This is a genomic window from Nonomuraea phyllanthi, assembly GCF_006334985.2.
GTDB lineage: Bacteria > Actinomycetota > Actinomycetes > Streptosporangiales > Streptosporangiaceae > Nonomuraea > Nonomuraea phyllanthi.
This window is the reverse complement of the sequence record NZ_VDLX02000017.1, coordinates 120,004-133,709: the sequence shown is the minus strand read 5'-3', so window position 1 is coordinate 133,709 and position 13,706 is coordinate 120,004. Positions and strand designations below refer to the sequence as shown.

At 73.3% G+C, this 13,706-nt stretch carries 13 protein-coding genes; 8 read left to right on the top strand and 5 right to left on the bottom strand.

Annotated features, from left to right (window positions below; translation table 11 throughout):
- Nucleotides 1-67 precede the first annotated feature (67 nt).
- From FH608_RS36970 to FH608_RS36955, 4 genes are all read left to right on the top strand, one after another.
- Nucleotides 68-1,177, top strand: a complete 1,110-nt coding sequence (locus FH608_RS36970) for a DUF5925 domain-containing protein (protein ID WP_193318834.1) — start codon at nt 68-70, stop codon at nt 1,175-1,177.
- A gap of 66 nt (nt 1,178-1,243) precedes the next feature.
- The gene (locus tag FH608_RS36965) at nt 1,244-2,296 is read left to right on the top strand and encodes a C39 family peptidase (RefSeq protein WP_139635030.1); all 1,053 of its coding nucleotides are present in this window, start codon (nt 1,244-1,246) and stop codon (nt 2,294-2,296) included.
- A gap of 5 nt (nt 2,297-2,301) precedes the next feature.
- Entirely contained in the window at nt 2,302-4,170 is a 1,869-nt protein-coding gene (locus FH608_RS36960) for a dipeptidyl-peptidase 5 (RefSeq protein WP_193318833.1), read from the top strand.
- Complete coding sequence (locus tag FH608_RS36955; protein WP_139635029.1) at nt 4,167-5,429, top strand: M20/M25/M40 family metallo-hydrolase; 1,263 nt, start codon at nt 4,167-4,169, stop codon at nt 5,427-5,429. Before FH608_RS36960 ends, FH608_RS36955 begins: the two co-directional genes overlap by 4 nt.
- Nucleotides 5,430-5,433: 4 nt before the next feature.
- Here FH608_RS36955 and FH608_RS36950 read toward each other — a convergent pair whose 3' ends face one another.
- The gene (locus FH608_RS36950; protein WP_193318832.1) at nt 5,434-7,056 is read right to left on the bottom strand and encodes an FAD-dependent monooxygenase; all 1,623 of its coding nucleotides are present in this window, start codon (nt 7,054-7,056) and stop codon (nt 5,434-5,436) included.
- Nucleotides 7,057-7,143: 87 nt separating this feature from the next.
- Between FH608_RS36950 and FH608_RS36945 the strand changes: the two genes are divergently transcribed.
- Nucleotides 7,144-7,806, top strand: a complete 663-nt coding sequence (locus FH608_RS36945) for a TetR/AcrR family transcriptional regulator C-terminal domain-containing protein (RefSeq protein ID WP_139635028.1) — start codon at nt 7,144-7,146, stop codon at nt 7,804-7,806.
- A 56-nt stretch (nt 7,807-7,862) separates the two neighbouring features.
- Entirely contained in the window at nt 7,863-8,462 is a 600-nt protein-coding gene (locus FH608_RS36940; protein ID WP_139635027.1) for a TIGR03086 family metal-binding protein, read from the top strand.
- Between the two features lie 9 nt (nt 8,463-8,471).
- On the opposite strand, the gene FH608_RS36935 is transcribed toward FH608_RS36940, so the two are convergent.
- From FH608_RS36935 to FH608_RS36925, 3 genes are all read right to left on the bottom strand, one after another.
- The gene (locus FH608_RS36935; protein ID WP_226900232.1) at nt 8,472-9,164 is read right to left on the bottom strand and encodes a DUF427 domain-containing protein; all 693 of its coding nucleotides are present in this window, start codon (nt 9,162-9,164) and stop codon (nt 8,472-8,474) included.
- A 394-nt stretch (nt 9,165-9,558) separates the two neighbouring features.
- On the bottom strand, nt 9,559-10,146 hold the full coding sequence (locus FH608_RS36930; protein ID WP_139635025.1) for a hypothetical protein: 588 nt from the start codon (nt 10,144-10,146) through the stop codon (nt 9,559-9,561).
- Nucleotides 10,147-10,212: 66 nt separating this feature from the next.
- Nucleotides 10,213-10,680: an adenylyltransferase/cytidyltransferase family protein gene (locus FH608_RS36925; RefSeq protein ID WP_139635024.1), complete on the bottom strand. Its 468-nt coding sequence runs from the start codon at nt 10,678-10,680 to the stop codon at nt 10,213-10,215.
- Nucleotides 10,681-10,864: 184 nt separating this feature from the next.
- On the opposite strand from FH608_RS36925, the gene FH608_RS36920 reads away from it, so the two are divergent.
- On the top strand, nt 10,865-11,320 hold the full coding sequence (locus FH608_RS36920) for an ATP-binding protein (RefSeq protein ID WP_139635023.1): 456 nt from the start codon (nt 10,865-10,867) through the stop codon (nt 11,318-11,320).
- A 10-nt stretch (nt 11,321-11,330) separates the two neighbouring features.
- Here FH608_RS36920 and FH608_RS36915 read toward each other — a convergent pair whose 3' ends face one another.
- Nucleotides 11,331-12,302, bottom strand: a complete 972-nt coding sequence (locus FH608_RS36915) for a helix-turn-helix transcriptional regulator (protein ID WP_139635022.1) — start codon at nt 12,300-12,302, stop codon at nt 11,331-11,333.
- Nucleotides 12,303-12,451: 149 nt separating this feature from the next.
- Here FH608_RS36915 and thrS point away from each other — a divergent pair, with 149 nt between their 5' ends.
- Nucleotides 12,452-13,690, top strand: coding sequence for a threonine--tRNA ligase (gene thrS, locus FH608_RS36910; RefSeq protein WP_394367725.1), 1,239 nt, complete (start codon nt 12,452-12,454; stop codon nt 13,688-13,690).
- The last annotated feature ends 16 nt before the right edge of the window (nt 13,691-13,706 follow it).

Here is a 13,706-nt window from a genome sequence, read left to right as displayed (position 1 = left end):
GAATTCGCCGACCCAATTCGGCAAAACCCTTCGACATGTGACGGCTGGACGTCAGATCATTAGCGTTATGTCCGTGATAAGGGAGGTGCCGTTCCCCAGCCCGGAGTCCTCTGAGCTCCCCATGAACATCTGGATCGACGACGCCGACTCCGCGATCGACGTCATCGACGCCCTGGCGCTGTCGCCGTTCGCGACGGGCGCGCAGCCGTGGTCGCGCCTGGCCAACCTGGAGCGGGTGCGCCCCGACGCGCCGCTCAGCCCGGAGGGCGGCCGGGTGCTGCGCACGGCCCGGGTCGAGGACGGCTCCGAGTCGCGGCTCATCTGCGGCGACGGCTGGACGCTGCGCGTCATCCGCCACCGCAACCGCACGGCCACGGTCAGCGTGACGGCGGTCAACGAGGAGCTGGCCAAGAGCGTGCTCGCCGAGAGCATCGAGGGCGCCGAAGAGGCCATGCCGGAGGTCGACCACGTCGAGATGGGCTTCTGGTGGCGCGGCATGCACGGCGGCACGCGTTCGGAGAAGCCGATCACGGCGCAGCCGTGGGCCGAGATCAGCGCCAACTACTCCGCGAAGGTCCGCCCCTCCCTCGACCGGCTCATGTCGATCACCCCTGACGACGTGAACGGCCGTCTCATCCTCCTGCACGGCGAGCCCGGCACGGGCAAGACCACGCTGCTGCGCACGCTCGCCAAGCAGTGGCACGACTGGTGCCAGGTCGACTGCGTGCTCGACCCAGAGCGCCTGTTCAACGAGCCCGGCTACCTGATGGAGGTGGCCGTCGGCTACGACTCCGACGAGGACGCGCAGCGCTGGCGGCTGCTCGTCCTGGAGGACTGCGACGAGCTGATCAGCTCGGGCGCCAAGGCCCAGGCGGGCCAGGGCCTGTCGCGGCTGCTCAACCTGACCGACGGCCTGCTCGGGCAGGGCCGCGACGTGCTGGTGGCGATCACCACCAACGAGGACCTCGCCCGGCTGCACCCGGCCGTCGTCCGCCCCGGGCGGTGCCTGGCGCAGCTGGAGGTCGGGCCGCTGTCCAAGGACGAGGCGGTCACCTGGCTGGGCACGGAGAAGGGGGTCGGCCCGTCGGGGGCGACGCTGGCGCAGCTGTACGCCCTGCGCGCGGGCCGCGAGATCACCGCCCACCCGGGCGACGAGTCCACGGGCCTCTACCTGTAATCAGCCCCGTCGGGCATCGGCTGGTACGTAAACCATCCGATGTGCGACACGGAGTGCGAAACCACAATGTGGCTGGTGCTCACCGTCGATCTGGCCCGCGTCGCCTTCTCCCGTTTCGCCGTGCCCGCGGGCCGCGCCACGTGGACGGGCGACGAGCGCCGGATCGGGTTCCCCGCCACGCAGCTCGTGCCGTCGTGGACCGCGCTCACCCCGCAGGGCTCCTGGATCGAGGTGGCGCTGCGGGCACGCACCGAGCGGGGCGGGCTCACCAAGTGGTACGTCATGGGCCGCTGGTCCTCGCACGGCGAGCCGCGCACCTCGGTGCCCGGCCAGGGCGACGAGGACGGGGACGTGGCAGTGGACACGTTCGTGGCGCGGCGGCCGGTGGTGTCGTACCAGGTGCGGGTCTCCTGCCACGGCACGGGCGCCCGCGTCACCGGGCTGGGCGTGCTGGCCTCGGCGCTGCCGCGGCGGCCCGTCGTGCCGAGCCCCTTCGGCCCGGCGGGGGCGGTGGAGCTGGCCGTGCCCCGGCACTCCCAGCACGCGCACGCCGGGCACCACCCCCGGTGGGACGGCGGCGGCTCGAACTGGTGCAGCCCGGCGTCGGTGGCCATGGTGCTCGGCTACTGGGGCCGCGGCCCCTCCCCCGCCGAGCTGGCCTGGGTGGGTGACGGCGACCCGGCGCCGATGGTGGACCACGCGGCCATGGGCACCTACGACGAGAGCTACCAGGGCACCGGCAACTGGCCGTTCAACGTGGCGTACGCGGGGCGCTACGGCCTGGCCGGGTTCGTGACGCGGCTGCGGTCGGCGGTGGAGCTGGAGGCGTTCGTCCGCGCCGGGATCCCGGTGATCACCTCGCAGTCGTTCAAGGCGCACGAGCTGCCCGGCTCCTGCTACTCCACCAGCGGCCACATCCTGGTCGTCGTCGGATTCACGGCCGAGGGCGACATCGTGGTGAACGATCCGGCCGCGCCAGGCGACGCCTCGGTTCGGAGGGTCTATCCGCGGGCAGCGTTCGAGAACGTGTGGTTGCGGAGCTCGGGCAGCGGGGGCATCGCGTACATCCTCCATCCGCCCGAGCATCCCCTTCCTCCTTGTACCAACGGCAATTGGTGAGATTGATGAGCATTCGACCGATCGATGTGGCGCGTACCGATGGCGGCCCGCAGTGGGTGGAGGCCGTGGCCACGCCCTCCGGGGTGGAGGTCTGGTGGGACGAGCCGCGCCCGCACGAGGGCGGGCGGCGCTGCGTGGTGCGCCGCCTCCCGGACGGCTCGCGTACGGACGCGTTGCCGCCGGGCTGGAACGCGCGCAACCGGGTGATCGAGTACGGCGGCCGCTCCTGGCGCCCGCTGCCGGGCGGCGGCCTGGTCTTCACCAACTGGGCGGACCAGCGCCTCTACCGCCTCGACCCGGGCGCCGAGGGCCCCGTGCCGATCACGCCCGAGGGGCCGTCCCGCTACGCCGACCTCTACCTCCCGCCGGGCCGCGACGAGGTGTGGGCGGTGCGCGAGAGCGACGACGTGCGGGACCTGGTGGCGGTGCCCCTGGGCGGCGGCGGCCCGGTCACCGCGATCGTCCAAGCCCAGCATTTCCTGATGAACCCCCGTATATCCCCTGATGGCCGTCATGTCGCCTGGATCGGCTGGGACCACCCGAACATGCCGTGGGACGGCACCGAGCTGTGCGTGGCCCCGCTGAACGGCGACGGCACCGCGGGCGCGCACCGCGTGGTCGCCGGCGGCCCCGAGGAGTCGGTCGCGCAGGCCGAGTGGCGCGACGCCGGGAGCCTGTACGCGGTGACCGACCCCACCGGCTGGTGGAACGTTCACGTGGTGCACCTGGACGGCGCGCCCGCCCGCAACCTCACCCCGATGGAGCAGGAGTTCGGCTCGGCCGCGTGGAAGCCCGGCATGGCGTACCTGGCCGTCGCGGAGACGGGCGAGCTGGCCGTCGTGTACGGCAGCCCCGACCGCCGCCGCCTCGGCGTGCTGGACCCGGAGACCGGCGACCTCAGGGAGATCGGCGGCGACGCCACCTACTGGTCGTCGACCGTGTCGGTGGCGGGCGGCAAGGTGGCGGGCGTGGGGGCCACCCCGTACACGCCGCTGGAGGTCAGCCTCGTCGGCCTGGAGGGCGGCGGCGGCCGCGAGATCGTGTCGGCCCGCAAACCGCTGCCCGGCCGCGACCTGCTCCCCACCCCCGAGGCCATGACGATCGAGGGCGTGCACGCGCACCTCTACCCGCCGTCCGGCGCGCAGGGGCCGGCACCGTACGTGATCTTCGTGCACGGCGGACCGACCGGTAACCACCCGGTCGTGCTGGACCTGGAGATCGCCTACTTCACCAGCCGGGGCATCGGCGTGGCCGTGGTCAACTACGGCGGGTCCACGGGCTACGGCCGGGCCTACCGCGAGCGGCTGCGCCACCAGTGGGGCGTGGTGGACGTGCAGGACTGCGCCAGGGTGGCCCGCGGCCTGGTCGAGCTGGGCCGGGCCGACGCGGCGCGGATCGCCATCCGGGGCGGCAGCGCGGGCGGCTGGACCACGGTGGCGGCGCTGGTGCACAGCGACGTGTTCGCGGGCGGGGTGGCGCACTACGCGATCACCGACCCGGAGAGCTGGGCGGCCGAGACGCACGACTTCGAGTCCCGCTACCTGGACGGCCTCATCGGCCCGCTGCCGGAGACGCGCGAGCGCTACACCGAGCGCTCGCCGCTGCTGAACGCCTACCGCGCCTCCGGCCCGTGCCTCATGATGCACGGCCTGGAGGACGCGATCGTGGACGTGAGCCAGGCCGAGCGGTTCACCGCCGCGCTGGACGAACACGGCAAGGAGTGGGCCCTGCTCACCTTCCCCGGCGAGCAGCACGGCTGGCGCAGGGAGGAGACCATCGTCGCGGCGCTGGAGGCCGAGCTGGCCTTCTACGGGCTGATCTTCGACATGGAGACGCCCGAGGTACCGCCTCTGACACTTAAGGGGAGAGCATGAAGAGCGTTGCCGAGATCTGCTCGGATCTGATCAGGTTCGACACCACCAATCCCGGTTCGGGGGAGCGCCCGGCCGCCGAGTACGTGGCCACGCTGCTGTCGGACGCGGGCATCGAGACGCACGTGTTCGAGTCGGCGCCGAGGCGGACCACCGTGGTGGCCAGGATCGACGGCGACTCGCCCGACGCGCTGCTGGTGCACGGCCACCTGGACGTGGTGCCCGCCGACCCGGCCGAGTGGCGGATGCACCCGTTCTCGGGAGAGGTCGTGGACGGCTGCGTGTACGGGCGGGGCGCGGTCGACATGAAGGGCTCGTGCGCGATGACGCTCGCGACCGTGCTCGCCCTGGCCGCCGAGGGCGTGCGCCCGAAACGCGACCTGGTGCTGGCGTTCCTGGCCGACGAGGAGGCGACGGGCGACTTCGGCTCCCGCCACGCGGTCACCGAGCACCGGGAGCTGTTCGACGGCGTCACGGAGGCGATCAGCGAGTCGGGCGGCTTCAGCGTGGCCTCCGGCGAGCACCGCGTCTACCCCATCGCGGTGGGCGAGCGCGGAACCGCGTGGATGCGGCTCACCGCGCACGGCGTGGCGGGCCACGGCTCGCGTCCCCCGGTGGACAACCCGGTCGCCACGCTGGCGCACGCTCTCTCACGGGTGGCCTCCCACCAGTGGCCGGTACGCCTGACGCCGTCGGTCGCGGCGCTCCTCCGGAGCCTGTCGGAGATCACCGGCCAGCCGGTCGACCTCGACCGCCTGGACGAGGAGGCGGCCCGGCTCGGCCCGCTGGGCGGGCTGTTCAAGAGCCAGATCCGCAACTCGGCGAACCCGACGATGCTGGACGCCGGCTACAAGGTGAACGTGGTGCCCTCGACCGCCGAGGCGCACGTGGACGGGCGCTACCTGCCGGGCCTGCAGGAGGAGTTCCTGGAGACGATCGACGCGCTGCTCGGGCCGAAGATCACCCGGGAGTTCGTCAACCTGGAGGACGCGCCGGCCGCGCCGTACCCGTCGGAGTTCTTCGACACGCTGGCGGGCGCGCTGGTGGCCGAGGACCCGCTCGCGCGGCCGGTGCCGTACGTGATGGCCGGCGGCACGGACGCCAAGTCCTTCGCCAGGATCGGCATCACGGGGTACGGCTTCGCGCCCCTCATGCTCCGGCCGGACCTCGACTACTTCGGGATGTTCCACGGCAAGGACGAGCGGGTGCCGGTGGAGGGCCTGGAGTTCGGCACCCGCGTCCTGACCCGCCTGCTCGCCTGACACGTCACCGGGCCGGGCCGAACCACGCGGTGAGCGCGTCGCCCAGCCCGGCGCGCGCGCCCGCCCAGGCGACGTAGCCGTCGGGCCGGACCAGCAGCAGCTCCGGCCCTCCCGCGGCCGGCACCCGCTCGCCGTCGCCCGGCACGGCGGCGTGCGCGGCGCGCACCCGGTCGCGGTGGCCCGCCAGGGCGGCGTGAAGGCCGTCCGCTCCCGAGAGGTCGATCACGAGACCGCGCCCGTCGCGCAGCAGCTCGGCGACCGGACGCGCGCGCTCGGGCCCGTCGAGCGGGTCCGACCGGGTCTGCTCGTCGGACGCGTCCGACCGGGTCTGCTCGCGGGACGGGTCCGCCGGCGTCGGCCCGCCGGACGGGTCCGCCGGCGTCGCCTCCAGGCGCGGGACGAAGCGGCCGACGCCTCCGGGCGTGCCGGGCGCGTGGTCCACGTCCGTGCCCTCCACCATCGCCGAGAAGTGCCTGTCGGCGTCCGGCAGCCGCAGCACCTCCGCCAGGACCTCTCGCAACGCCTCCACCTGAGACCCCGGACGCATCAGCGCCACCTGGGCGCGGGTGTTGCGCAGCACCCGCGCGGCCACCGGATGGCGCTCGGCGGTGTAGGTGTCCAGGAGGCCGGCGGGCGCGAGCCCCCGGGCCACGAGGGCCAGCTTCCACCCCAGGTTGACCGCGTCCTGCAGCCCCAGGTTGAGCCCCTGCCCGCCGATCGGCGAGTGCACGTGCGCCGCGTCGCCCGCCAGCAGCACCCGGCCCCTGCGGTAGGTGTCCGCGTGCCGCGTGTTGTCGCTGTAGCGGATGCCGGTCTCCAGCCGCTTGACCACCACGTCCCGGCCGGTCACGCGCCGCAGGCTGGCCTCCAGCTCCCCGGCCGTCATCGGCACGTCCCGGACGTCCGGCCCGGCGTCGAACTCGATGGTGGCGATCTCCCCCGGCACCAGCGACCGGTTGACCAGCCCGCCGGGCCCCCGCAGCGCCGACGGCACGGCGCCGGGATCGTCCGGCTCGGCCACGGCTGTCCGTCCCGTCATCGTCGGCGGCGTCCCCTCGAACGCGAAGCCCGACCGCTTGCGCACGACGCTGCGCCCGCCGTCACAGCCGACGAGGTACGCGGCCCGCTCCACCCGCCCGTCGGCGAGCGTGGCGGCGGCGCCGGTCTCGTCCTGCGTGACGTCCACCACCGCGCAGCCCTGCCGGATGCGCACGCCCATCCCGGCCGCCCGCTCGGCCAGGACGGCCTCCAGCCGGTCCTGCTTGAGCATGAGATATTCGGCCCGCCCGCTCTCGTCGAGCAGCGGCAGCCCGCTGAAGTGCCCCTTCATCTGGCCCTTCTGGAGCAGCTCCACGAGCATGGCCACCAGGTCCGCGTCCGCGGGCTCCCGGTGGGCGGCGAACTCGTCGAGCGTCGCCCACTGCGCCGCGGCCACCGGCTCGACCAGGCCGCGCAGTGCCAGCGACTGCACGGTGCGGGCGTTGAGCGAGCGCATGCCGAGGCTGCGCGTGCGGCGCTCCTCGCCCGTGGCCGCCTCCAGGACCAGCGGGTCGGCGCCGCCCAGCTTGAGCTCGCACGCCAGCAGCAGCCCCACCGGCCCGCCGCCGACGATGATCACATCGGTCATCCCCTGTCTCCTTACTTACAACGTAAGCGTACGCCGTAAGTAAAGCACGTACACCGTAAGCTTCGTCAAGCCGAGAAAGGAGCACGGATGGCACGGCGGGAGCCGCTCAACAGGGAGAGAGTGCTGGACGCGGCGCTGGAACTGGCCGACAGGGAGGGCCTGGACGGCCTGACCATGCGGCGGCTGGCCAAGGCGCTCGGAGTCGAGGCGATGTCCCTCTACAACCACGTCTCGAACAAGGCCGACCTGCTCGACGGCATCGCCGAGCGGGTGTTCGGCGAGGTCGAGCGGCCCGATCCGGAGCAGCCGTGGCACGAGCAGGTGCGGGATGTGGCGCGCAGGATGTACCGCGCGTTCGCCCGCCATCCCGTGGTGCCGCTGGCGCTGGTCACCGACCTGTCCAACCCGACCACCGTGCGGGCGCTGCAGCCGCTGGACGCGCTGGTGGGGGCGCTGTTCCAGGCGGGCTTCTCGGAGGTGGCCGCGTGGCGGGCGCTGGGCGCGGTCAACAGCGTGGTCTTCGGGTCGCTGCTGCTGTCCACGGGCGGGTTCACCGGCGAGGGGGGCGCGCACGCGGGCGAGCAGGGTGTCAGCGCGTACGTGCGCGAGATGGATCCGGTACGGCTGCCGCACTTCAGCCGGTTGATGCGGAGCACCCAGCGGGGCGTGGACCCGGAGGCGGACTTCGAGTACGCCCTTGACCTGGTGATCCACGGATTGGCGGCGTCCCGGGGGGCGGATAGCAGCTGAGTGGAACGAATCATTCCGTTCTGCTATACTCGTGTCATCACGAAAGGGGCTCACCGATGAGCGACATGACCACCAGTGGCTGGGACGTGCTGGACGCCGCGCACGAGGCGCTGCGCCGGGTCGTCGGCGGCGTTCCCGCCGATGCCTGGAAGCTGCCCACTCCCTGCTCGGCCTGGGACGTCACGCAGGTGCTCCAGCACGCGGCCGGCGACCAGATCGGCTTCGCCGCCGCCCTCACCGGCGAGCCGGGGCCGTCCTTCAACCCCTTCGAGCCGTCCGGGGAGCCGGTGACCGACCCGGCGGCGTTCGCCGAGGACGCGATCAAGCGCTCGGCCACGGCGTGGGCAGGCGTCGACCGGGAGGCCGCCGAGGTGCCGACGCCGGTGCCGCCGCACAAGATGTCGCCGTGGTCCGGCTCGGCGGCGTGCGCGCTCGACGCCGCCGTGCACGCCTGGGACATCGCGGTCGCCACGGGCCAGGCGTCGCCGCTCACGCCCGAGCTGGCCCGGCCGCTGCTGAAGGTGGCCAGGGAGATCGTCGAGCCGCTGCGCGCCTGGGGCGCCTACGCGGCCGCGCTGGAGCCGCGGTCCGACGACGAGGTGGCCGCCCTGCTGCGCTACCTCGGCCGCGACCCCCGCTGGACGCCCTCCGCCTGAGAACCCCGCTCAGGAGAACTTGGTCTTGGGCCGTTCCAGGGGCTCGCCGTCGACGTAGATGTCGAGCTTCTCGTTGTAGAACGCGACCAGCCCGGCGATCTTGATGCTCTCCGGCAGCGGCGTGCGGTACGACCAGGCCAGGTCCTTCCGGCCGTTGACCGTCCAGTACTCGGCGGAGCCCTTGTACGGGCAGTGGGTGACGGTGTCGGTGGGCTCCAGCAGGTCGAGCCGCACGTCCGTCTTCGGCAGGTAGAAGCGGGCCGGCAGGCCCGTCTCGAAGAGGATGTGCGGGCTCCGGGAGTCGGCCACGGTGACGCCGTCCACCTCGACCCGCACGTGCCGCGTGCTCGCCAGGATGTCGACCCTGGTGTACGGGTCGCGCGGGTGGAAGAAGACCTCCTCGTCCTCCTCGAACCAGGCGTCCATGGCGTCCCACTCGAACCGCACGTGGCCGTTGACGGCCTCCAGCGGCGAGTCCCGGTAGACCAGCGCGGCGTCGGCCGCCTCCGCCGTGCCGGAGGTGACGGTGTGGACCAGCCCGTCGCCCCTGCTCGGGGAGTGCCTGGTCGCGCCGGTGGCCTTCAGCGCCGCTTCCTCCACGTCGGCCAGCGGGAAGTAGTACGTGGGATAGTACGGGACCTCCCACACCAGGAGGGCCGAGGTGGTGTCGGCCACCGCCCGGCCGCCGAGAAAGGCCCTCACACGTTTGGCCGTGGGCTCCACGCGGACCCGGCCGCGATTCGTCACATCCATACCCGCGCCAACCCCACGGCTCGTGCCCCTATTCCGGCTCGCGGGGCCCGCCCTCTCAGCACCCGGCCCGGCATCGCCCACCTCCTCGGACCTCGCCTGTCATCCAGGACCCACTGTCCGTGGCGCATTGTCCAGGACCCGCCGGCTCGGCCAACCCTGTCCAGGCCGTCCGACGGCCACCCATCCGGAACCCTCCGTTCCGCGCCCACCGTTCGAGGCCGCCCGTCTGAAACCGCGGGTGCTGGCATGTTCGTGCGGGGCGTGTGAGTGCGGGCGTGTGAGTGCGGGTCGTGCCGGTATGAGGTCTGCCGGTGCGAGGCCTGGCGGTCCGGGAGGCCGACGGTCAGCTCACGCCGAAGGCGGCCAGCGTGCCCCAGGTCGTCAGGGTGCCGACCGCCGCCCCCACGACCACCTGGGGCCAGGTGTGGTGCGTGAGGCGTACCCGGGCCCAGCACACCAGCGCCACCACGGCGGCCCCCGCGACAGCGGTCGGCCAGACGGGCAGCACGTGGGCGAGCACCACCACCGTGCCCGCGCTGACGGCGGCGTGGAAGGAGATCTTCCAGCGCAGCGTGACCGGGACGGTCACGGCCAGCGCGATCAGCATCGCGGTCACGGTGGCGACGAGCAGCGTCGGCGCGCCTATCGCGACCAGCAGCGCCAGCGCCGCGAGCACGGCGGCCACGGCGGCGAGCAGCGGCCCCGTACGGCGGGCGCGGTCGACGATGTGGTGCGAGTCGAGGCGGCCCGAGCGCACGCCCAGCGCGATCACCGCCGCCGGCACGCCGCCGCAGAACGCCGAGGCCACCAGCCCCCACACCGCCCCGCCCCACCCCTGGGCGAGCAGGCCCACGACGGGCGGCATCACGATCACCAGCACCTGCGGTGCCAGCAGGTTCGTCACCCGTTTCGCCACGAGGTCGGCCGTCATGTCACGACAGATTACGCGATCATGACCCCGCCCACGCGCCACCTTCCGTGCGCGCCGCGGGGGGAGTCAGCCCTTGCTCGCCGCGTTCACGATCCGCGTCGTCGAGCGCCCCGGGATGGAGGCCATCTCCCAGCATTCGGCCCCCAGGATCGCGGCCGCGGCGGCGCGGGCGCCCGCGTGCGGGTCGCCCGCCGTGTGCGCGAGCGCCCTCGGCCGCATGGGGGCCAGCAGGTCGATGTAGTCGTCCGGCCCGTGCGCCTCGGGCGGCCCCTTGACGATGAACACGCCGGTCACGAAGCGCAGCGCCGCCAGCACCTCGGCCCGCTCCCCCGCCGGGTTGAGCGGCCGGCTCGGCCCCTTCCAGGCGCGGACCCGGGGGTCGTCCTCGACGCCGACGACCAGCGGCAGCCCGCGCTCGGCGACCGCCCGGAGGTAGCGGACGTGGCCGACGTGCAGGATGTCGAAGACCCCGGTGACGACCGCCGCGCCCGGCCGGTCGTACGGTTGCACCCAGACGGCCTCCAGGCTGTTCACGCGACCTCCCACGCTCTCCCCCACGCCTAGACGACTCGTCGATCGCAGCGTACTCGGTCGGCCCCGGCGCTCGCGCAGGCGACCTCCGGCAAGAGCTTTCCTACCTTTTCGCGGTAATCTCCGGCGCTCCCCTGGCGCGTCTCCTATCGTCGTCGCTTTTGGGGCCGATTTGGGGGAGGTCGCCATGACACCGCCGGACTTTCATCGCGCCGATTCGGGGGGCTCGCGCGACCTGGCCGTCCGGTTGCCGGGCGTCCCGTCGCAGGTGTCGAGGGCCAGGGGGCTGGTGACGGCGGCGCTCGGCCGTGACCACCCGCTCTACGACGACGTGGCGCTGCTGACCAGCGAGCTGGCCACGAACGCGGTCCTGCACACCCGGTCGGGTTCGGGGGGCATGTTCACGGTGACGGTGTCCAGTTCGGAGACGGCGGTGCGGGTGCTCGTGTCGGACTCCGGGTCGGACGGGCCGCCGTGCGTGTGCCGTACGAGCACGCAGTCCACCAGCGGGCGCGGCCTGCCGCTGATCGAGGCGCTCAGCCACCGCTGGGGCTTCACCCGCGAGGACGGCACGACGACGGTCTGGTTCGAGCTGCGGCAGGCGCGCGTCCCGGCGGGCGTCCCGGCGGGCGTCGCCGTCTAGCGGGCGCCGGCTAGACGTCGAGCCGGCACAGGCCCTCGGCGAGGGCCTTGGTGGTCAGGCGGGTACGGCTGTCGCAGCCGAGCTTGGCGAAGATGTGCTCCAGGTGGGTCGTCACCGTGCGCACGCTGAGCACGAGCGCGGCGGCGATCTGCGGGTTGGAGTCGCCGGCCGCCACGCGGGTGAGCACGTCGACCTCGCGCACGGTCAGGTCGTACGGCAGGGCGCAGGGCCGCTCGGCCACGACGGCGCCCTGGAGCGCCCCCTGGAACCCGACGCCGGCCCTGACCAGGCGCAGCTCGTGCCAGCGCCCGTCGTGGCCGAGCCAGAGCCCGTGGCGGCTCAGCTCCCGCGAGTCGATGAACGCCCGCGCGAACGCGGCCATCGCCGGGTCGTCGAGCAGCACGGCGGAGGTGTCGTGGCCGGGCACCTGGCGCCGGGTGCCCACGCGGTCGAAGGCGATCGCCCGGAAGTCCGGCGGCAGGCCCACCGGGTCGATCACGCATCGGGCGAGGTCGGTGACGTGCGCGAGCATCGGGCTCACCGCCGCGACGAGCGCGCCGGCGATCCGCGGGAAGGCGTCCCTGGTGGCCAGGTGCAGCAGCCCCGTGTAGCGGCCCTCGCTCAGGAACAGCGGCGCCGTCAGCCCGGCCCGCCACCCGTAGGGGGCGAGGTGGCGCCGGAAGTAGCGCTCGGTGCCGGGCGCGGGCATGCCCACGGGGGCGCGGGTCGTCATGGCCGTGCGGTAGGCGTCGAGCCCGGTGTACTCGTCGGCCGCGTCGCGGTCGATGCGCGGGTGCCCGTCGGACACGACGCTGTGGTGGCGCCCGGTTGCGGGGTCGAAGGCGACGAACTCGTAGGCGTCGACCGGGACCACCCGGCGCAGCGCGGCCATCGCGGCGTGCGCGCCGCCACCGCCCGCGACCTGGTAGCCGACCTCGGCGAACGCCCGCAGCTGGCAGACCTCCAGGGTGATCTCGGCCACCGAGCCTTTATATCATTTGCCACTTCTTGCGGCTCTCTTGAAACTTTTTTTCATCGGCTCCCGGATGATCCCGCATGCTACGGTGGCACCATGCAGCGCGCTTTCGTCACGACGACGCCGGACACCGTCCCGGCGCGCTGACTCCATGCATCCCGGGCGGACGCCCGGGAGCCTGGTCGTTCGCCCTTTCCACGCAAAGGACGATCATGAACGACCACCGCAGGCTCGGCCGCGAGCTGGGCATCTTCGACACCGACCCGCTGATCGGCTCAGGGCTGCCCTGCTGGCTGCCCGCCGGGGCGGCCGTGCGCAAGGCCGTCGAGGACTACGTGTACGAGCTGGAGCGCCGCAACGGCTACCAGCACGTCAACTCCCCCGTGCTCGGCAAGCGCGAGCTGTACGAGAGATCGGGCCACTGGGCGCACTACGCGGAGGACATGTTCCCGCCCATGCGGGTGGGCGGGGAGGAGTTCGTGCTGCGGCCCAGCCTGTGCCCGCACCACGCGCTCATCTACCGCTCGCGCCAGCGCAGCCGCCGCGACCTGCCGCTGCGGCTGGCGGAGCTGGGCGGCATGTACCGCTCGGAGCTGTCCGGCGTGCTCGGCGGGCTGACCAGGGTGCGCGCCATCCAGCTCAACGACGGCCACGTCTTCTGCGCGCCCGATCAGGCCGCCGCCGAGGTGTCGGCCGCGCTCGACCTGATCGAGGCCGCGCACGCGCAGCTCGGCATCAGGGCCGCGCGCTACCGGCTGTCGCTGCGCGGCGAGGGTGACAAGTTCGTGGACGATCCGGGCATGTGGGCGCGCTCGGAGGAGATCCTGCGCGAGGTGCTCAAGGAGCGCGGGCGCGCGTTCGACGAGGAGCGCGGCGAGGGCGCCTTCTACGGACCCAAGATCGACATCCAGATCGCCGACCCGGCGGGCCGCGAGGCCACCCTGTCGACCGTCCAGGTGGACTACTTCCAGCCGGAGCGCTTCGACCTGCGTTATACCGGGGGCGAGCGCCCCGTGATGGTGCACCGCAGCGTCATCGGCGGCATCGAGCGCCTGGTCGCGCACCTCATCGAGGTCCACGGCGGCGCGTTCCCCGCCTGGCTGGCGCCCGTGCAGGCGGTGGTGCTGCCGCTGTCGGACACCGAGCGGCCCGCCGCCGAGGCGCTGCTGCGGCGCTGCGTGGCCGCCGGGCTGCGGGCCGAGCTGGCGCCCGCCGACCGGGGCAGCCTGGGGGCCAGGATCAGGGCGCACCGGCTGGTGCCGTACCAGCTCGTCGTGGGGCCGCGCGAGGCCGCGGGCGGCGGCGCCTCCGTGCGGCGGCGCGACGGCAGCCAGGCGGGCGACGTGCCCGTGGAACGGCTGATGGAGGATTCGCGGCCGTCGTTCGAGATCTAGGAACTCGAAAGGGTAA